Source organism: bacterium, from assembly GCA_040755755.1.
Taxonomy (GTDB): domain Bacteria; phylum SZUA-182; class SZUA-182; order DTGQ01; family DTGQ01; genus DTGQ01.
On sequence record JBFLZW010000054.1, the window covers coordinates 86743 to 106788 of the forward strand.

The following is a 20046-nucleotide window of genomic DNA, read 5'->3' on the forward strand; positions in this document are numbered from 1 at the left end:
GCTATTGTTACTTATTCGGATTTTCCGAGGAGCAACTCCAGGGAATCGTCCAGGAATTTTTCCCACGGGAAATCCTTGTCCACATCCAGACGAAAAATAATATTATTGGCCTGATCCAGCAATACCCGGGCCAGCCGGTTGCGGTCTTCAACCTGATTCCCCGCCTGAAACAGAGGGTCCAGCACGGTAGCCAGCAGGGTCAGACGCTGATCTCTGGTCGATTCCGCCATTTTAATCACCGATTGCATCAGAGGGGGCGGCAGAGTGGACAGAGATATTTCTTCCTTTTTCCTCTGAACTTCAGCGATGTTCGACTTCAACATGGTTGAAACCTTTTTTTCCAGCGGCCAGTTTTTATGAACAATTTTGATCCACTCCCCGGTCACTTCCTGAAGGTGGCTCTGGATAAGGGTCAGCAGTATCTCCTCTTTGCTGGTAAAATGAAGGTAGACAGTTCCCTTGCCGATCTGCGCCTCACGGGCGATTTCCTCGATCGTGGTCTTTTTATAGCCGAACCGCTGAAAGAGCTTCAGGGCTGTCTCAAGAATCGTATTTTTAACCTGGTCATCCATCGTTGACTTGTGTCCATTTCCGTTTTCCAGTCATTATACCAGTTTTTCGACTCCTGTAAAGACCTTTTTCCCTATGGTTGAAAAATCAGACGTACTGTTATATTATAATTTTCCCGATGAAAAACAGAGAGGAGGTGGGGAAAAAGATTTTCCAGGGAAATGGATTGTACACTTTTCTCAAGTGTCTGCTCAGGAACTTAAACTTGACTCATGATTGAGGAGAAGAAAGATGAAGTCTTTCATGATAAAATTGATGATGATATTGTCGTGTTACGGACTGATTTTTTTTGCCTGCATCAATCCCTGCTCTGCTCAGGGAAGTGCCGGTACATTCGGTTTGGGCATTAAGGATACCATAGCTGCAGAAGAGGCATTCATAGTAGTTGGCCGTTTTTGGGTCTCGGACATGGTAACCATAGACGGGAACTTCGGTTTTAAATACATCGATGTTGAGAATGATAAAGATAATGATTATAAACGGTTTTTACTCGGGGTAGGCATCAATCAATATCTGCTTTCTCCGCAAAAGTTCAGACCGTTTGTCGGCCTCGATTTTCTCATACGAGTCGATGACCCCAGGAAGGGCGAAAGCGATACTACCGGAGAGTTGGACGGAAAGGTTGGGGGTGAATACTTCCTTGCGGACAGATTCAGCCTGAGCGGAGAGGTGCTCCTCAGGCTGCGTTTTGGTGATGAAGACGAGTTTGGCACAGGCGGAAGGCTTGGAGTGATCTATTATCTAAACTAAGACGAGTTTGGCACAGGCGGAAGGCTTGGAGTGATCTATTATCTAAACTAAATACTACTACCGCGAAAGCGGAGATCCATGTGCTATTTGGTATTTTCCCGCAGAGACGCACAGGCGCAGAGGATATCATTTTTGGTCATTCTCTGCGCCTGTGCGTCTCTGCGGGAGATCATTCTTCATATACTTTTAAGCCGCCCCGCCCATCCGGTCGAACCCGATAGCGCCCATTTTCTCCGGCAAGGCTAACTGTTTATTTACTACCAATAAGTTAGGCTCATTTTTTCTGATCTGGCATGATACTTGGAGAAGTATAGTTCATTCCTGATAACCACTCAGGTAGAGAGACTGTTGCCATGAAAACCAGTGGAGGATAGGAAGGTGCGAAGGTGGTATTTGCTTTTAAACGCGGTGTTTGCGATTTGGGTGCTTGCCGATGGATTTAAGCGCAAGGCAAATGCTGCCCTCTGGGCAGTCGGAACGCTGGTGTTCGGATCGTATATTTTCCCCGTATATCTTATTACCAGACAGCCATCAAAGACCGAGGCACTTCCCAAGGGCAGGCCAGTATGGCGGTTCCTGAAAAATTTCGCCTTTTTCTCCGGCATCGTTTGCTGGACCCTGCTGCTGATAATGGCTGGTGTCTGGAAAGATACGTCCACGGTAAATGCCAAAGAGGAAAGCCCTGAATACAAACTTGCTGTCCTCAATGCGGAAGGTTATGTCTGCCATGACGATGAAACCGTTTACCGCTTTAGCTCGTTACTCGACCAGTTATCCAGCAACTATGGAGAAAGCCGTCAGCACATTGCGAATATTTCGGTAATAGCTTATAAGAAAGTCAGAACGCGCGACCGGAAGGATGCCTCTTTGTTGAATATCATGGAAGGCTTAAATAAGCTCTGTTATTATGGAGATTTGAAAGATCAAAAATATGCCGCCCATGCTTCCATCTATGTCAGGTTACGATGTATGGGGCAATCTCATAAACAGGCTATCAAAGGACTGCAAGCCCTGGTGAGAGGCTATTGAAGGCCGTGTGCCTTATATCCATGACGGAAGTACAAAAATGGTGAGCAGGAAATTCTTCGGTGCAGCACTGTCGGCCCTGATTCTTGCAGGATTTCTCTCATTTTCCTCTTCCGGGTTGGCGGAGAAGGTCAAAAATGGCACTCCTCAGCCAGAGGAGCGGTCCGGAAGACGAAGACCTTACTCCTCTTTTTCCGAGGCCGGTGAATCACTGAGTAAGTATGACACCAGGGACAACAAAGCCAAGCCTGAGCAGGAAGGAGATGCCAAAATTGAAGTGGGAGTTGTCCTGGCATGGGACTACAGCTCGTATACCGGAGCCCATATTGAGGATAGCTCCCAGCACAAGGATAAGGGCCATCACTGGCGCGGCGAGTCGGAGCTGCGCCGTGCCTCTCTTGACGTGAAGAGTAAACTCAACAAAGACTGGCAGGCAGAGATGAAAGTTAGCTTTAGCAATGACGAAGAGCCTGCCACCGAGATTGAAGATGCCTATATGGAATTCAGCGGCTGGGATCATGGCGACCTGATCATCGGCCAGGCCAAGGAACCGTTCGGGCTGGAAGGGTTGGCCAGTTCCGAGGATACTATAACCATCGAGCGGTCTATGGCTACCAGTGCCTTTGCTCCGGGACGAAATCCCGGGTTGAGATTATCCGGAGCTATCCGGAAATTCACCTGGGCTGCCGGTGTCTATGAAGCCCTTGACCGTGAAGATAAACGGGACACCTATGCCCTGACCGGCCGGTTGACCATCGCCCCCTGGCAGCATAAAACCCGTGTGCTGCATCTGGGCCTTGCAGGTTCCGTCAGGGACTTTGGCGGCGAGAAGTATCAAATTCAAGAGCGTGCCGAAGTACATGCCGCAGAAAAAAGCGTTACCGGCATCGAGACCCTGGCGGATAAAGTCAATCTTATGGGACTCGAAGCAGCCTGGGTGTCCGGGCCCATCTCGCTGCAGGCAGAATATATGGCCGTATCGGTAGAAGCGGATATCGGTGATGATGCCGCCTACAAGGGTTATTACCTGCTGGGAAGCTATTGCCTGACCGGAGAATCCCGGGCATACAAAAAAGGAACTTTCGATAGTATTAAACCCAGGGCCCGATACGGAGCTTTTGAACTGGTGGTCCGCTCCAGTGTTCTGGACGCTTCTATTCCTCTGTCTTCAAAAATTCCGCTTCCTGCCTCTGGCCGGGAAAATAACGACCATAGCCGTGCAGGGGTCAAGGCCGCCAGCCTTACCCTGGGCATGAACTACTACTTCAACCGGCAGGTGCGGCTGATGCTCAACTCCATCCACACCAATCTGTCCGGTAATGTATCGAAGGATGAAGATAATGCCAGTGCGGTTTCCTTCAGGGCTCAGTATAGTCATTAATTCACTAATCCCTGCTCAATTCGCCCCCCTGGTCCTCCTGGTCGCCCATACGGTCGAACTCAATGCTCTGCCTGTCCGGAGGGTGAAGATAAGATAATACTTGATTTTCAATATCTTGTTCCGATCCAGAAAGTCTGGCATGGGAATTGGAAAAATAGTAATCAACAGACAGATTGGGAGGTATTCCATGAAAGATACTACCAGAATAGCATTATTACATCAGCATCTGAGGGAATTGAAATTGGACAATATTTTGGAACACTACCCTGAGCTTATGCAGCAGGCTGAGGACCGGGAATCGAGCTATGAGGAGTTCCTCTTATCACTGACCGAGCTGGAGCTTCGGGTAAGAGCGCAGAACAGCCTCAACCACCGGATCGAAGATGCCCGGTTTCCTCTCTTGAAGACCCTGGAGTCTTTTGATCTGAATGAAATCCCCGGCCCTGCTGGCCGCCTGATTCAGGAATTGATGAATGGAGAATACATCGTGCAGCACCGGAATGTAATAATCCTGGGGGAAGCCAGGACAGGGAAAACCCACCTGGCCATAGCCCTGGGAGTCGAAGCCTGCCGCCAGGGAGTGAGGACCCGCTTCGTGACCTCCGGCAGTCTGGCTCATGAGTTGATTGAAGCCCGCAGGGAGCGGGCCTTAAGCCGACTGGTCGGGAAATATGATCGCTATGGGCTTTTGATTCTCGATGAGCTTGGGGCTGAGCCCTTTTCACCCGAAGGAGCCGAGCTTGTGTTCGAAGTTCTGGCCGAGCGCCACAAAAAGGCATCGGTAATTATTGCCTCTCGCCTTGAATTCGCGGAATGGACTCAAATTTTCGGGGAGACTACTCTTACCAACGCGCTCGTAGACCGGCTGACCCATAATGCCGCAATTATCACCCTCCCGGAGAGGGTTGCCGTCTCGAAAAGACTATCTATAAGGAAGGATGACAGAGGTGATTCAGCGGGAAGGACTGCAACTGCGACATGAATTAAAATTTTACATCGATCCTCCACAGTATCGGATTCTTCGAAGCAGGCTCTCGGCACTCCTGGCAATGGACCCGTATACCGGTCCTGACGGACGCTATCATATCAGGAGCCTCTACTTCGATGACTTCAGGAACACCGCCCTGTTCGATAAGCAGGCAGGGGTTGCCCGTCGAAAGAAATACCGGATGCGCATCTATGATTACAGCGATGCGGTTATTAAGCTCGAACGAAAAATCAAGCTGAATGAGTATATCGGCAAGGAGAGTGTCCGGATCACCCGGGAGGAGGCTGACCGCATTTTGGCCGGAGATGTCGCTTTTCTGGCCAGATCGCAGAGCCGCCTTCTCAGGTCATTCTACCTGGAGAGCCGTATCAACCTCCTGCGGCCCAACGTGATTGTGGACTACTATCGTGAGGCGTATGTTCATCCGATGGGCAATGTCCGGATCACCTTTGATATCGGCGTGCATACAGGGTTTGGCTCGGTGGCGATTTTTGACCGCCATCTCTTCACTACGGGAGCTATCGAGGAGCCTGGTACGATTCTGGAAATCAAGTTTGATAATTTCCTGCCCCAGGCCATTCAGGGGTTGTTCCCCAGTACGATTCGACCGCGATTAACTATCGGAAAATTCGTCATCTGCAAGAAGCATACGAAATATAACGATTGGGAGGATAATTAACAATGATTACTCTTGAAGAATTAATGAATATGTTAAATGGCCTGTCTCAAGTCAACCAGCCGATCACCGCCATGCGGGTGGTGTTGACCCTGCTGATCACCTGCATTATTGGCCAGTTTATATTCTTTGTCTACCGGAAAACCTTCAAAGGAGTTCTCTACACCCGCAACTTCAACGTGGGGCTGGTAATGATCGCTATGGTGACAGCACTCGTCATCCTGCCCATCAGTTCCAACATTCTCCTTTCTCTGGGGATGGTGGGCGCTCTCAGCATCGTACGCTTTCGCACTGCTATCAAGGATCCCATCGATACCGTGTTCATGTTCTGGGCTATCGGGGTGGGTATCTGCTGCGGTGCGGGCTTCTATATGGTGGGTATTATCGGCAGCCTCATGATCGGGCTTTTCATGTTCCTGATGAACCAGGTGAGCCTGAGCGGGGAAGAGCCCTATCTCCTGGTGGTCCACTTTGAAAACGGGGCCGAGACCGCAGTCCGTGAGGCACTTCCGGCACACAAGCTCAAATCTCAAACCGTGACTGCTGCCGGCGTGGAACTGATGCTTGAGGTCCGTGCCAAGGCCAATGCCGCCTCCAGGATGGATAAGCTCCTTCAAATTGCAGGTGTCAAGGATGCCGCACTCATCAGCTATAATGGTGATTATGTGTCGTGAACATGATATGCTAGAGGGATGCGCATGAAAGTATTCCTGGTTGTATTGTCATGTGCGGTTATAACTATGGCTGGAGGGCTTCTTTTCGAGACTGGCCGTATCAGTGACGGCCTTAAGTCTGTCCAGGTTGAAGCATCAACCTTTCCCTATGACCTGGACAATCCGGCAGATAAATTTAAGCTGCCTCATGTTTTGGATGAAATCTCCGGCATCTCATATTTGCCGGAAAATAAACTGGCCTGTGTCCAGGATGAGGATGGGATAATCTATGTATTTGATCTTGAACGAAAGAAGATAACCGCTACCTGCGAATTCGGCAGGGAAAGGGATTATGAGGACATTGCCCTCGTGAACAATACTGCGTATGTCTTGCAAAGTAATGGCCAGATACTGGAAATAACCGACTTCTGGAGAAAAGACCCCACGATTAGCAGGCTAAAAACCCCACTCCTGTCGAAAAAAAATGATACTGAAGGACTGGCTTTCGACGCTGAATCGAATTCATTGCTGATTACCTGCAAGGGATCGCAGAACACGAAAAAAAAACGCGGTGGTTTACCTGGTTTAAATGGTTTACAGGGTGAAAATACAGTTTACCAGTTTGATCTCGGTACCCGGAAGCTTTCGGTAAAATTGGGGTATACGGTTGGAGCGGATGATGCATCCTTTCACCCATCCGGAATTGCAGTTCATCCGATAACCCGGGATATTTATATCCTGAGCTCGGTCAATAAAACATTAATCGTTGTACATCCGGAAGGGGAAATTATCGCAGCCAGGAGATTGGATAACAAAACCTTCAAACAGCCGGAAGGAATCTGTTTTAATCCCGATGGAGATTTATTTATTTCAAATGAAAGGCACCAGGAGGGCAAGGCCAATATCCTGCGATTTAACTATCAACCGTAATATGCAAGTCAAATGAAGAGCCTGACCGTTGTTAGCAGTCTGACATTTATCTGTCTGATGGCTGCCTTGCCTGGCCTGGCTAGAGGGGGAAACAGGAGGGCTATCAGCTTTACCAGGATCCGGGAGTGCATGAGCAGAACTCTCCCTAAAACTATTTGAATTTGCTTGTTGCACTCCTCCCTACCCCGTCTCCTCGGCAGCCATCTGAATGCCTGCGGCCACATCGGGAATGATGCCCAGCTTGATATAGATCGGATTAATCATTTCGCTGAGGGCCGAAAGCCTGCTGGCAAATGCCAGTGATCCGAGAATACAGCAGGCCCCTCCGATCATGAGCGTATTCGGCGCGCCAATGGCACTGGCCAGACTGCCGGCCAGCAGGCTGCCGCAGGGTTCCATACCGACAAAGGCCATGGTGAAAAAACTCATTATCCGGCCACGCTTATCTTCCTCCACAATGGTCTGCAGGAGCGTATTGCTTGAAGCCATCTGCACCATGATCCCAAATCCGGTCAACAGCAGGGGGAACAGCGAGAGTATCAGAACACGGGAAAGGGAAAAAGCGACCAGCCCGATGCCAAAGATGCCCGAAGCAATGGCGATCATTTTCCCAAGCCCCAGAACGCTTCTCTGCGAGGCAAGGTAAAGAGAGCCCAGGAAAGCTCCTGCGCCCGAAGCTGCGACCAGGAAACCCAGGGTCCTGGAGCCGCCGTGAAGAATGGTTTTGGCGAAAATAGGCATCAGTACCATATAGGGCATACCCATGAAACTGACCAGAGCGAGGAGCAGCAAAACCGATCTGATGGGTGCAAACCCGAAAGCGTACGAGAATCCTTCCCGGAGCTCCTGCATGACATAGGGCCTTTGGCCACTTTTTTCTTTCGGTGCAATCTTCATGGCCAGCAGGGCTACGATAACCGCCAGAAATGTCAGGCCATTCAGGAGAAAGCACACCCCCTCCCCGACGAAAGAAATGAGTATGCCCGCTATGGATGGCCCAACCAGCCGGGCCCCGTTAAACATCGTGGAGTTGAGGGCGATTGCATTGCCCAGGTCATCCTTTCCGTCAATCATATCCACCAGAAATGCCTGGCGGCCAGGGATGTCAAAGCCGTTGACCAGACCGATGAATATGCTTAACAGTATGATATGCCAGGCCGCAACATGACCGGATAAAGCGAGAGCGGCCAGAATGAAGGCTTGAATCATGGACAGAGTCTGAGTGGCGATCACAAGACGCCGGCGGTTCCATCTGTCGATCAGCACCCCGGCCAGCGGAGCAAAAAGGAAGGCGGGAATTTGACTGGCAAATCCGACCACACCGAGCAGAAACACCGAATGGGTCAGGTTATACACCAGCCAGCTCATGGCCACCATCTGCATCCAGGTGCCAATCAGGGAAATGCTCTGGCCAAAGAAGAAGAGACGAAAATTCCTGTAACGAAGAGAGCGAAGGATCAGCTTCAGTCCTTTTACTTCGCGAGAGCTAGTTTGCGCAGGTTCCATATTCTTTTTTCGGTTTTTCCCTTATCTCAACAATGGCTTTCTCCTGTAGGCCTTCTGATTATGCATACGACATGTTTCTCCTCGGTCCTTTAATTCCACTCATTATACAGCCTCTCTCCTGAAATGACAATTGAAAGATGCTGATTGAAAATCATAGCCCCGAAAATTCCCCGAAAATCCGATTAATTACGTAAACAAATATATTATTCGTCAAAATATCTGATAAAGACGAAGTTTAAGTTATCGAAACGATTAACTATCAGCTTAACAGAAGCTTAAGCTTAAGAAAGGATTGACGGGAAATGAAAAAATGTATCTTCATGACTCTGGCTACACTCCTGGTATTAAGTTTCACCTGCGATCATGGTTTTGCCTGGGGGCCTGCCACGCACACGTATATTATGCGAAAGCTGGATAGGGGGTTTGGAATAGCAAATTCACAAAAGCTGTATGGAGCCATAGCTCCTGACATCTTCAGCTATATTTACCGGGTACCAAACAGGAGGTATTTAGAAGAGCAGATGCATTATGAATTCATGGGCGTCTGGGACGAGGCCGAGGGGAAAAATGAAAAAGCGTTTGCCCTCGGATTTATAAGCCATAATGATGTTTGGGGAGCGGATTACGTTGCCCGCCATGTGCCTGACTATGAGAGCATGAAAGCCCAACAGCTCATCGACAGGATACTGAAAGAAAATCCATCCCACTATTCTGCGGACGTAAAGGGCGTCCTGAATGCGCTGCTGGCTCTTGGCTATGGGCACGCCGAAGAACTCTGCCGCATTGCTGTAGAATATAGTGTGGATCTCTTGATAAAACGGTATAATGATCCGGAAATCGGGGCCAGAATTGCCCTTTCGTCCACACTGCGGGACTCAAGCATCCCATCTCTCCTGGCCGGGGTCTATGGCCGGGATGAAGACGAGAAAAAGGTCATTATTCAGGGTGAAGCGGCATTTCAGAAGATCATGGCATCTTACGGAAAAGACCTGCTCCAGGATGAAAAATCCGCGATTAAGGCAGTTGCCGGGCATATCGCTGCAATTGCTCCCCAGGCACTGTGTATCGAGCTTCCCGAGAAGGAGAAATTAGTCAAAATTGGTGTTGAGCTTATCAACGGTGGAATGGCTGTCTGCAAGTCCGACTATCATCAACTTGTCTTGGCATCGGTCAAAGCCATAAAGGAAAAAATCAGTCTGGGAAATTTCGAGAGTAATCTGGATGATCCCGGTAACTTGGAGAGTATGGAACCTGCGGAATAGGAGCTCCGGATATCCCCTCCCCCGGCATCATCCTGTCATTCTGTCAAGGTTGATCAAGGGAGGGGATGCGTTATCAGTGGTCAGTGGTCAGTAAAAACTGATCCCTCGTATATATCAGCCAGCACACCGCATGTCATTCCCGCGCAGGCGGGGATGTCGGGCAGTTGAGCATCGAATAGCCAAAGGTAACGTTGTGCCTGTGTGCCCCTTTGTGCCTGAGTAGTTACCATGTCGGAAATAAAGATTGATTCTTACCTCTTGTTTTTCTCTCCTTCAAACCATCTCTCGATTAAAAGGTAATCTATCAAAAAGGCTTTGCCCGCAGCATGCTTCAACTCATTGCCTTATCAGCCAAAATATGGTTTAATAATCCCAAGAGGGTTTATTTATCGGTAAACTATGATGACAGGCTATTTTTGAAAGGAAACCTGCTTTTGAGTCAACTATTATACTCCTGGCCGCTTTTATCAGCCATGCTTATCGCCTTGTTGGCGCTTTCCGCTTTTTTCTCCGGGTCTGAGGCTGCCATGATGTCCCTCAACCGGCTGCGAATCCTCTATCTGGCCAAGCGTCGCCAGTCAAAAAAGGCTCAACTGATCAATCAACTGCTGGAACACAGGAAAAATATGCTCAGCACTATTCTGGTGGGCAATAATTTCGCAAATGTAGCCGCGTCCTCCGTGGCCACTGCCCTGGCTATCGCCCTGTGGGGAAGCAGCGGCATTTTGTATGCCACGATCGCGATCACGCTGATCTTGCTGATTTTCTGTGAAATTTCACCCAAAATCTACGCCAGCAGGTTTCCGGAAAAGATTGCCTTTATGGTGGTCCGTCCTGTGTTATGGTGTATGAGTCTTCTGCAGCCGGTTGTCAGTGCCGTCAACCTGCTGGGTGACCTCCTGTTGAAATTTATCACCCCCCATGAAAGCAGAAAAGTGCCGCTTATCTCGGAGGAGGAAATTCTGGCTGCCATTTCAGCGGGAGAAGAAGAGGGCGTTGTTGAAAAAGAGGAGAGTAAGATGCTGATGAGCATTTTTGACCTGGCCAGCATCTCGGTGAGAGAAATCATGATTCCCAGGACAGAAATGATTTGTATTGAAGAAAAAGCCTCATATGCCGAGGTAGTCCGTCTCATCAGTCGGTCAGGCCGCTCCCGTATTCCTGTTTATAAGGATTACATTGATAACATTATCGGTGCCATTCACAGCCGCGACCTGATCGACTTTCAGGAGAGCCCGCAAGCCTTCTCTCTGCCTAAAATCATGCATCCCCCCTTCTTTATCCCGGAGTCCAAAAAGGCACTCTCTCTGCTGGCAGACTTTAAGGAGGGGAAAATGTATCTGGCCCTGGTCGTCGATGAATATGGAGGAATTGAAGGGTTAGTCACCCTGGAAGATGTGCTGGAGGAGATCGTCGGTGATATTCTCGATGAATACGACCGCAAGAGGGAGTGGATTAAATATCTCCCTGATGGAAGAATCATCGTTGATGGTCATGCTTCCATCAGGGAGATTAACAGGTCTCTGAATACTTTCATTCCCCATGAGGAGTTTCAAACCCTGTCAGGCCTGATCCTGGATCAGCTCGGCCATATTCCGGTCCGGGGTGAATCCGTTTCCTACGAGGGGTATCTTCTTACTGTCAGTTCCATGCGCAGGCAAAGGATTTCCAAGGTTGAAATCCAGATCCTGGAGCAGCCAAAATCAGAATAAGCTGAGCAGCATGGTGTGCAAACGGACAATAACCGGTCCGAAAACCAGGGAAGAAACTGCCATCAGCTTTAACAGGATATTCAGGGACGGACCGGCAGTATCCTTGAAGGGATCACCAACCGTATCGCCTGATACCGCTGCTTTATGGACATCCGAACCTTTGCCTCCAAGGTTGCCTGCTTCGATAAATTTTTTAGCATTATCCCAGGCGCCACCGGCATTGGCCAGCATGATAGCCAGGGGGACTCCGGAAACCAGTGAGCCCACCAGAAAGCCGCCAAGGGCTTCAGGGCCAAGGATGATGCCGATAATCAGGGGGACGGTGACAGACATGATGCCGGGAACAATCATTTCCCGTATGGCTCCTTTGGTGGTAATATCCACGCACCTGGCCGAATCCGGCATGGTCTTTCCTTCCATCAGCCCTTTAATCTCCCGGAATTGCCTTCTTACTTCCTCCACAATGGAGAAGGCCGCTCTTCCAACCGCCTGCATGGTCATGGCGCAGACAATGAAAGGAATGATGCCGCCGATAAAGAACCCGGCCACAACATATGGGTCTATGACGTTCAATATTCCCAGCTTGACCGTTTCCCCATAGGCAACGAAAAGTGCCAGAGCGGTCAGGGCTGCGGAGCCGATGGCAAATCCTTTACCGATAGCCGCAGTCGTATTTCCGATGGCGTCGAGTTTTTCCGCCCGCTCCCGGACCTCCCGGCCCATACCGGCCATTTCGGCAATACCGGCTGCATTGTCAGCGATAGGGCCATACGCATCCACGGCCACTGTCATTCCAGTGATGGCCAGCATCCCGATGGCGGACAGGGCAACACCGAATATCCCCGCAGCCCGGTAGGCAATGATGGTCGCTATGGCAATACCCACCAGGGGCAGGGCTGTTGATTTCATACCTACAGCCAATCCCTGGATGATGCAGGTAGCTGCACCGGTCTTGGCTGCATTGGCTACGGTTTCAACCTGCGTGCCTGAAGTATAGTATTGGGCGACATACCCGACGACCATACCGGCAATCAGCCCTGAGAGGACTGCCCAGAAAAGGTTCATACTGCCATACCACTTGGCACACAAAACAAACGATCCGATGGCCAGGAGAACTGCCGATGCAGTCATGCCCCGGTTCAATGCCTTCTGCGGGTCGGACTTTTCATCAGCCCTGACGAAAAATATCCCGATTGTTGAAGAGATGATGCCCCATGCCGAGAGCAAAAGGCATAATAAAACTCCTTTTACGTCTATGTTGGGATTTGGAGCGGCGGCTATGACCATGCCGGAAACAATGGCTCCGATGTATGACTCAAACAGATCAGCACCCATACCAGCCACATCACCGACGTTATCTCCGACATTATCGGCAATAACTGCCGGGTTTCTGGGATCATCTTCAGGAATACCGGCCTCGACCTTGCCGACAAGGTCCGCACCGACGTCGGCGGCTTTGGTATAAATTCCGCCGCCGACCCTGGCAAAGAGAGCCACGGAGGATGCCCCCATCGAGAAACCGGCAATCATCTGAACCGCGTCAATGATCGCTGTATCTAAATCCGGACGGCTTCCTTTCAGGATATAGATGATACCCACGAAAACGGCAGAGAGTCCCAGAAGGCCCAGGGAGACAACACTGGTCCCCATAACCGCTCCTCCCGGAAAAGCAACACCGATAGCCTCATTATAGCTTTTGGCTGCGGCCTGGGCGGTTCTGCAATTTGCTCTGGTGGCGATACTCATGCCGATATAGCCAGCCGTGATAGAGCACAGAGCACCGATAACAAAAGCCACGGCTGTCTCTATGGTAACGAACAGAGCCAAAACAGCAAACACCACGACTACAAAGACTGCAATTGCTCTATACTCTCTGAACAGGAAGGCCATTGCACCTTCGTGGATGGCATCAGAGATCCTGACCATTTTCTCTGTGCCCGGGTCTTTCGACAGGATCCGCTTAGCCAGAATCCAGACAAAGAACATTCCAAGAATTCCCACCGCAATTGAAACAAAAATAGGCCCCAAGGAACCACCGATTAAGGCATCCATACTATCATCGTCCTCCTGTATAATCCCACCAAAATAAAAGAGAAAACAAGGAATAATGAGTATAATCCGAAAAGACTACTGCGGCATAAACTTCTTTGAAGAATGCTGTGATTTATGTGCCCATCTGACAGATCCCTCCCCCTTTAGCCCGTTTTATCATTCTTCAATTTCTCACAGCGCCAGGTGATCGATAGGTACTATTTATTTTTACTTTAACCCACAGCATCCAGGCGATTAAATCTATTCATGGCTGTCAGGATTCCCTCATCGAGGATGACCTCCACGCACTGGACTGTAGTTTCAATAACCTTGGCTACTATAGTCTGTTCTTCTTCGGAAAATTCTTTTAAAACATATTCTTTTGGTTCCTGCTGGCCGCAGGGCCTGCCGATGCCGATCCGAAGGCGGGGGAACTGGGAAGTTCCCAGACACTGGATGATTGACTCTATGCCCCGGTGCCCGCCGCTCCTTCCCTGCCCGCGGATCCGTATGCGGCCCAGTGGTAAATCCATATCGTCATGAATGACAAGAAGATCTTGATAGGTAAGATGGTAATAAGAGAGAAAAGTAAGGACTGCTTTTCCGCTGAGATTCATGTAAGTCTGAGGCTTGACTAAAAGTACCTCCTTTCCCCTGATTGTCCCCCTTCCCCATTGAGATACCGAATCAGTGTGAGAAAGCTGAATCTGATATGCTGATGCCAGTGCATCAACGGACTGGAAACCAATATTATGGCGGGTTCGTCGATAACGGGAGCCGGGATTTCCCAGTCCGACAATGAGTTGCAAATCCAAGCCCCGGCCCCGGCCTATTTTGCTTCAGGTTCGGGTGCTGGTGCAGGTTCCGCAGCAGCGGCAATCTTCGATCCCTGAGTAATCGTCAGCAAAACCGTTCCCGGATCTTCCAGAATGGTGACGCCTTCAGGAGCCTTCAAATCCCGTACATGGATAGCTTCTCCTGCATCCAGGTTGGTAATATCAACCTTTATAGAGTCGGGGATAAACTTGGGAAGACATTCAACCAGAATCTCCCGCTTTACGTGATCCAGGATTCCGCCACCGAGCTTGACACCCCTGGCCTCGCCGACGGTCTCCACCGGCACTTCCATTGAAATCGCCTTGTCTGCTACCATCTCATAGAAGTCTACATGGACCAGGGTATCTTTTTTGGGCTCAAATTGCAGCTCTTTGATAATTGCCCTGACCGTCTCCTCCTTATGATTGGCATCAGCTTCGATTTTCATATTAAAAATAACATTTTCATGTAACTCACCATGAGTTTGTTTTAAAAATTCATTGGTATCAAACCATAAGGGCAAAGCTTTTTCGCGGTTCCCATACAGAATAGCCGGCGTGAATCCCTTCCTGCGCAGACTTTTGTTGGCTTCCTTGCCGAACTGGTCCCTGACTTTTGCCTTTATGTTAATTTGAACAGCCATTTACGCCTCCATGCGAATAAAAGCATACCGCTATATGCCATCAAGATGTTAAGAACTATACAAAAAGGGAACTTACCGATTTATCGACGTTGATCCGATAGATGGTTTCACCGATCAGGTCTGCCACTGACAGTATCTCGACTTTAGCGGAATTCTGGACCTTTTCCTTGAGTGGAATCGTATCGGTAACCACTAATTTTTTGAGATCCGAAGAATTGATCCGGTCCATGGCGCTTCCGGATAGCACGGCATGAGTGCAGCAGGCATACACACTCCTGGCTCCGTTCTGAATCAGGGCCGTGACCGCCTTGACCAGGGTGCCGCCGGTATCGATCATGTCATCGATAATAAAGGCATCTTTCCCCTTGATATCTCCAATGATGTTCATGACCTCGGATTCATTGGGTCTTTCTCTTCGTTTGTCGATAATGGCAATCGATACATTCAGCCGCTTGGCATAGTTCCGCGTGCGCTCCACTCCGCCGGCATCCGGGGAAACGAGAATCACATTGGACAGCTTGAGGCTTTTGATATAATCAATCAGCACCGGTGCGGCTAAAAGATTATCCACCGGTACATTAAAAAAGCCCTGAATCTGGCCGGCGTGCAAGTCCATAGTCAAAACTCGGTTAGCCCCGGCAGTGGTCAGCAGGTCAGCCACCAGCTTGGCGCTGATGGGAACCCTCGGCTGCACCTTCCGGTCCTGCCGGGCATACCCGTAATAGGGGATCACGGCGGTAATTCTCCGGGCGGAAGCCCGCCGGAGTGCATCAATGATAATCAAAAGCTCCATCAGATTGTCATTGACCGGAGGACAGGTTGACTGGATGACGAACATATCTGCGCCGCGGACATTTTCATTGATTTGAACGACAATCTCACCGTCGGCGAATTTTCCGACCGTCGCCTCCACCAGGGGAACTCCCAGGTAGTTACTGATCCCCTTGGCCAGAGGCACATTTGAATTTCCTGCTATTAATTTTAATTCAAAACCCATTTCTCTTCTCTCTCAAAAACTGACTGGGGCGGGAGGATTCGAACCTCCGAATGCAGGAACCAAAATCCTGTGACTTACCGCTTGTCGACGCCCCATCAAAAGTTAATCATTACCTCATGTTGAGTTATATTGGTTGAGGCACCAGATCACATTTCAACTTGCGTCTTGTAGTGGTTGAGAACACTCTCCTCAATCAATTTTCGCATTTCCTTATTCAGGGGATGGGCGACATCCCGAAAAGTCCCATCCTTGGTTTTCTTATTTGGCATAGCGACAAACAGTCCATTGTTGCCATGGATGATTTTCATATCCCGAACAACAAAGGCATCATCAAAAATAACCGTTGCGTAAGCCTTTAGCTTTTCACCATTTACTAAATAGATGTTCACGTCTGTTATTTCCACCTGCCTTCACCGTCCTCCCGGTAAAAAGTTAGTTGATCTTTGTGTTACCCACTGGTTGAGCTAAAAAAACCTTCCACCCACTACTTTCTTTCCTCATAAGATTAAAAGCCTGGTCGGCTAATGGATGATCAGCGAATATTCCAAAGACACTCGCACCGCTTCCACTCATGACAGCACCCACGGCTCCCGCGGAAAACAGACGATTGGTTAATTCGGCAATTACAGGGTATCTCTTGACTACAACCGCTTCCAGGTCATTGTGAAGATAATAACCTATCCGAGACAGGTCATTCTCTCTCAAAAAAAGTTGCACCATGTTAATATGATTCGACTTATTTGTCAATAACAAACTGGTATGCGCATAAACCCATTGGGTTGCAATGGGAAAGCCGGGATTGACAATAACTATCCATGACTTAGGCAAGGGTGTCACAGGAGTGAGGTCTGCTCCGATCCCCTCACCCAGGGCACAGGCATGTCCCGAAAGGAAAAAGGGTACATCCGCCCCAAGTTGCCTGCCCATCATAAGCTGCTCCTCATATGGAAGAGTAAGTTGAAACAGCTCGCTCAAGCCTTTCAGGGTAGCTGCCGCATCACTGCTGCCGCCCCCCAACCCTGCGGCTACCGGGATAGTTTTGCGGATACGGATGCGGACCCCGGATGGAACGCTGAACCGGGACAGAAACAGCCTGGCTGCTTTCCAGACGATGTTGTCCTGACCGGACGGGATATCCTCATCCCCTTCACAGACAAGCTCAATTCCCTCTCTGACGGGCCAAAACTCCAGTTCGTCATGCAGGCTCACTGCCTGAAACAGGGTCCGGATGTCATGATATCCATCCTCTCTCTTTCCGAGAACCGCCAGCCCCAGATTAATCTTTGCCGGAGCGATGACCTTTATCCCCTGCTCCATTTTCTCCTGCTACCTTTCAGGCTGCCATCTGCCGATATTTTCGATCACAGTCCCGGAAGGATACGGCAGACGATAGGCGCTGTCAGTGATTCCTGAGTTCAGGGAGAACTGCTTGTATCGGATTTTCAGGTGCACCTTCGAGGGGATAAACGAACACTCAATCCGCCGGGGCCAGGTGTAGCCTTCAACTGTCTGGTAGTCGTCAAACAGGACAGTAAAAAGAGGCTCTCTGTCTGCATCCAGGGTTTCCATCCTGACCATCACTCCTCTTTCCCGGTCTACCTGGATGCGGTACCAGGCCTGATTCTGACGGGAGAAAAATTCAATATTCTCTCCCTCGCCGCTCAGGGATCCACGTTTCAGCGTCTTTAATGATACATCGGCTGGAAGGTTTCCGGAAAAAAGCTCCACCAGAGACTCAGGCTGCAGGCAGATGCCGGTTAACCGGTATAAGTTCCGGCCCGATGATTCCCCGCACAAGACCCTTTGCTGATCCGGAGCGTAAAAGCAGATCCGGTTACTGTCCGCAACCAGAAAAAAGTAGGGGGTATCGGCAAACCCCAGCCCCTCGATCCGGGTTCGATGAGAAGCATCAAAAACAAGATTTGCAGAAAAGCTTTGCTTTTTCCCCTCCCGGGTTATGCTGACCGATGCCCGCCCCCGAAAATCCTGAAATGCACTCCGGCGCTCCAGCAATTGATGGAGCGATTTTTCAACAGGCAGCAGGGTGCCACCAGGCTGACGATACTTTCCGGCGCATCCCCAGACGATGCACAGATAAGCGCAGCACAGGATTAAAACTGCCGTCCGCCTGGTGAGGGGGAACATCATTTGGCTTTCTCAATCTGCTGTTGCAGATCTTCCAGGCATCGTTTGACATTCACATTGTTTGGATCATATTCCAGGGATTTTTTTAAGTAGTCACGAGCCAGAGGAAGGTCGCCTTTGCGGAAATAAACCTGGCCGAGATGTTCATAGATCACCGGATCATCGGTAATAAGCTTGACCGCTTTGTTGAGCTCTACTGCCGACTCTTCCAGCAGCCCTTTTTTAAAATAAGCCCACCCGAGGCTGTCCAGGTATGCTCCATTTTCGGGCTCGAATTCAAGGGCTTTTTTGATCTTCGAAACCGCATCTTCCAGCTTGATCCCTCGCTCGGCATACATATAACCGATGTAATTGTAAGCTTCCGCCCGCTGCGGGTTCAGTTCGATGGTCTTTTCGAACTCACGGATGGAGTCTTCGAACCGGCCGGCCTTTTCGTAGATAGCTCCAAGGTAAAAATGCAGGCTGTCATTGTGAGGCTCGATGCCCAGGGCTTTTGAAAGGCAATCAATAGCCTCTGTGTACTGCCTGGTCTGATTATAGGTCAGGGCCAGAGTTATGTACAGATCCACGGTTTTGGGCTGGAGCCGGATCGCCTCTTTCAGGATCTGAATCGCTTCAGGCCATCGGTTCTGCTTCTGATAGAGATAATTGAGATGGACCCTGGCCTTGATCGATTCGGGGTGAAAGGTCAGGATCTTTTTAAACTGCGCAAGGCCGGCTTCATAATCCTGCATCTCTTCATAGGAGATACCAAGATACAGCCGGACATCCTCGTCGGCGGGGTTGGATTCCAGAAACTTTTTAAATGCCTCTATCGCTTTGGGATAGTGCTTCTGCTCGTAATAGATGAGCCCGATCTTGACATACGTTTCCGGGTTGTCGGGATCTTTTTGCTGGATGGTCTGAAACTGCTTCAATGCTTCATCCAGGTTGTCCTGAAGAATGAACAGTCTGCCGAGCTGGTACCGGAATTCCAGGGCTTCGGGGTCCTGATCGATGAGCTGGTTGTAAATCCTGACCGCCTGATCATAATGCTTCTGGTTCTCGTAGACGATCGCCAGTTTGATGAGGGCGGATTTAAACTCAGGATTGATCTGAATGGCTTTTTTGAGATAATCGATCGCCGTCTCCACCATATTGAGCTCAAGATACACCTTGGCCAGATAGTAATAGGCGACATAATAGTCAGGTACAATCCCGATAAGCTGCTTATAGGTTTCGATACTTTTTTCATATTCTCCGCCCGTCGAATACACCTGCCCCAGAAACAGGTAGGCCATGGGGTTTTCCTTATCGATGCTGATTGCCTTCCGGTAAAGGGCAATGGCTTTTTCGACCGTACCCTGCTGAGAATAAATCCTGGCCATCCGGAAAACAGCCGCAACATTGTTAGGGTCGATAGCCAGTATTTTTTCACAGTGTGACAGGGCTTCCTCCACCATGCCCTGCTGGTGCAAAAGATTGGCCAGCTCACTGTGGAGAAAGAGGGATCGGGGGTCGGCCTTGGAGGCTTTGGTGTACTCTTCGATCGATTGGTCTATTTTCCCCTCATTACCGAATAACTCAGCCAGCAGAAAGTGATAATAGGCACTGCTCAAACCATTCGGTGCATCGGAAGGCCCATCTTCGGCCAGACAGGATACCGGTCCCAGAAGGCATAATATCATCAGTATGATTAACCAGCCGATTCCCCGGGGGGAAGGGGTTCTTTTGTCCATGATCTTTCCACCTTTCAGTACTGGATAGTGAGCTGATAGTTTGAACTCCCAAGGCATAGAGGCAGAGAACTTTAAGCTTACCACAAGTAGTATAACACAATTTTTTATAAAGTCAATTGGAACTCTCAAAGCATCTTAACAAAAATCAAAGCCTTATACCCAAACCAAATTCATTTTCCCGAATTCATACCCCTCTTTGAATTTATCGGAAGCTCTTTCCGATTTACCCTCCCTCTGCAAAT

Annotated in this window: 20 protein-coding genes and 1 tRNA gene; 9 read left to right on the plus strand and 12 right to left on the minus strand. The window is 49.6% G+C overall.

Features of this window, described 5'->3' with window-relative positions:
• Positions 1–11 precede the first annotated feature (11 nt).
• Positions 12–572 (minus strand): TetR/AcrR family transcriptional regulator, encoded by a 561-nt coding sequence (locus AB1611_16190; protein MEW6381129.1) that lies wholly within the window; start codon positions 570–572, stop codon positions 12–14.
• 229 nt (positions 573–801) lie between these two features.
• Between AB1611_16190 and AB1611_16195 the strand changes: the two genes are divergently transcribed.
• From AB1611_16195 to AB1611_16225, 7 genes are all read left to right on the plus strand, one after another.
• Entirely contained in the window at positions 802–1320 is a 519-nt protein-coding gene (locus AB1611_16195) for a hypothetical protein (protein MEW6381130.1), read from the plus strand.
• A gap of 378 nt (positions 1321–1698) precedes the next feature.
• Positions 1699–2349 (plus strand): hypothetical protein, encoded by a 651-nt coding sequence (locus tag AB1611_16200; GenBank protein MEW6381131.1) that lies wholly within the window; start codon positions 1699–1701, stop codon positions 2347–2349.
• A gap of 37 nt (positions 2350–2386) precedes the next feature.
• Positions 2387–3727, plus strand: a complete 1341-nt coding sequence (locus AB1611_16205) for a porin (protein ID MEW6381132.1) — start codon at positions 2387–2389, stop codon at positions 3725–3727.
• Between the two features lie 187 nt (positions 3728–3914).
• Complete coding sequence (gene istB, locus AB1611_16210) at positions 3915–4709, plus strand: IS21-like element helper ATPase IstB (protein ID MEW6381133.1); 795 nt, start codon at positions 3915–3917, stop codon at positions 4707–4709.
• A complete protein-coding gene (locus AB1611_16215) occupies positions 4666–5394 on the plus strand; it encodes a polyphosphate polymerase domain-containing protein (GenBank protein MEW6381134.1) in 729 nt (242 codons plus the stop codon). Before istB ends, AB1611_16215 begins: the two co-directional genes overlap by 44 nt.
• A 2-nt stretch (positions 5395–5396) precedes the next feature.
• A complete protein-coding gene (locus tag AB1611_16220; GenBank protein ID MEW6381135.1) occupies positions 5397–6065 on the plus strand; it encodes a DUF4956 domain-containing protein in 669 nt (222 codons plus the stop codon).
• 24 nt (positions 6066–6089) lie between these two features.
• A complete protein-coding gene (locus AB1611_16225) occupies positions 6090–6974 on the plus strand; it encodes an SdiA-regulated domain-containing protein (GenBank protein ID MEW6381136.1) in 885 nt (294 codons plus the stop codon).
• Between the two features lie 8 nt (positions 6975–6982).
• Here the strand turns inward: AB1611_16225 and AB1611_16230 are convergent, their stop codons facing one another.
• A complete protein-coding gene (locus tag AB1611_16230) occupies positions 6983–7105 on the minus strand; it encodes a hypothetical protein (GenBank protein ID MEW6381137.1) in 123 nt (40 codons plus the stop codon).
• 49 nt (positions 7106–7154) lie between these two features.
• Positions 7155–8480 carry an MFS transporter gene (locus AB1611_16235; GenBank protein MEW6381138.1) on the minus strand — a complete coding sequence of 442 codons (1326 nt, stop codon included), beginning with the start codon at positions 8478–8480 and terminating at the stop codon, positions 7155–7157.
• Between the two features lie 302 nt (positions 8481–8782).
• Between AB1611_16235 and AB1611_16240 the strand changes: the two genes are divergently transcribed.
• A complete protein-coding gene (locus tag AB1611_16240; protein MEW6381139.1) occupies positions 8783–9742 on the plus strand; it encodes a hypothetical protein in 960 nt (319 codons plus the stop codon).
• Positions 9743–10176: 434 nt separating this feature from the next.
• Positions 10177–11454: a CNNM domain-containing protein gene (locus AB1611_16245; GenBank protein ID MEW6381140.1), complete on the plus strand. Its 1278-nt coding sequence runs from the start codon at positions 10177–10179 to the stop codon at positions 11452–11454.
• On the opposite strand, the gene AB1611_16250 is transcribed toward AB1611_16245, so the two are convergent.
• From AB1611_16250 to AB1611_16290, 9 genes are all read right to left on the minus strand, one after another.
• Positions 11446–13506 (minus strand): sodium-translocating pyrophosphatase, encoded by a 2061-nt coding sequence (locus AB1611_16250; GenBank protein MEW6381141.1) that lies wholly within the window; start codon positions 13504–13506, stop codon positions 11446–11448. The two genes, AB1611_16245 and AB1611_16250, sit on opposite strands and share 9 nt — an antisense overlap.
• Before the next feature lie 212 nt (positions 13507–13718).
• Positions 13719–14294, minus strand: a complete 576-nt coding sequence (gene pth, locus AB1611_16255) for an aminoacyl-tRNA hydrolase (protein MEW6381142.1) — start codon at positions 14292–14294, stop codon at positions 13719–13721.
• Positions 14295–14314: 20 nt separating this feature from the next.
• Positions 14315–14944, minus strand: coding sequence for a 50S ribosomal protein L25 (locus tag AB1611_16260; GenBank protein MEW6381143.1), 630 nt, complete (start codon positions 14942–14944; stop codon positions 14315–14317).
• A 55-nt stretch (positions 14945–14999) separates the two neighbouring features.
• Positions 15000–15941 (minus strand): ribose-phosphate pyrophosphokinase, encoded by a 942-nt coding sequence (locus AB1611_16265; GenBank protein MEW6381144.1) that lies wholly within the window; start codon positions 15939–15941, stop codon positions 15000–15002.
• A gap of 23 nt (positions 15942–15964) precedes the next feature.
• Positions 15965–16036: transfer RNA gene (locus AB1611_16270), tRNA-Gln, on the minus strand.
• 51 nt (positions 16037–16087) lie between these two features.
• Positions 16088–16345 carry a septation regulator SpoVG gene (gene spoVG, locus AB1611_16275; GenBank protein ID MEW6381145.1) on the minus strand — a complete coding sequence of 86 codons (258 nt, stop codon included), beginning with the start codon at positions 16343–16345 and terminating at the stop codon, positions 16088–16090.
• A 28-nt stretch (positions 16346–16373) separates the two neighbouring features.
• The gene (locus AB1611_16280; GenBank protein ID MEW6381146.1) at positions 16374–17258 is read right to left on the minus strand and encodes a 4-(cytidine 5'-diphospho)-2-C-methyl-D-erythritol kinase; all 885 of its coding nucleotides are present in this window, start codon (positions 17256–17258) and stop codon (positions 16374–16376) included.
• 9 nt (positions 17259–17267) lie between these two features.
• Entirely contained in the window at positions 17268–18089 is an 822-nt protein-coding gene (locus AB1611_16285; protein ID MEW6381147.1) for a DUF4292 domain-containing protein, read from the minus strand.
• A complete protein-coding gene (locus AB1611_16290) occupies positions 18086–19804 on the minus strand; it encodes a tetratricopeptide repeat protein (GenBank protein MEW6381148.1) in 1719 nt (572 codons plus the stop codon). The genes AB1611_16285 and AB1611_16290 overlap by 4 nt, the downstream gene beginning before the upstream one ends.
• Between the last annotated feature and the right edge of the window lie 242 nt (positions 19805–20046).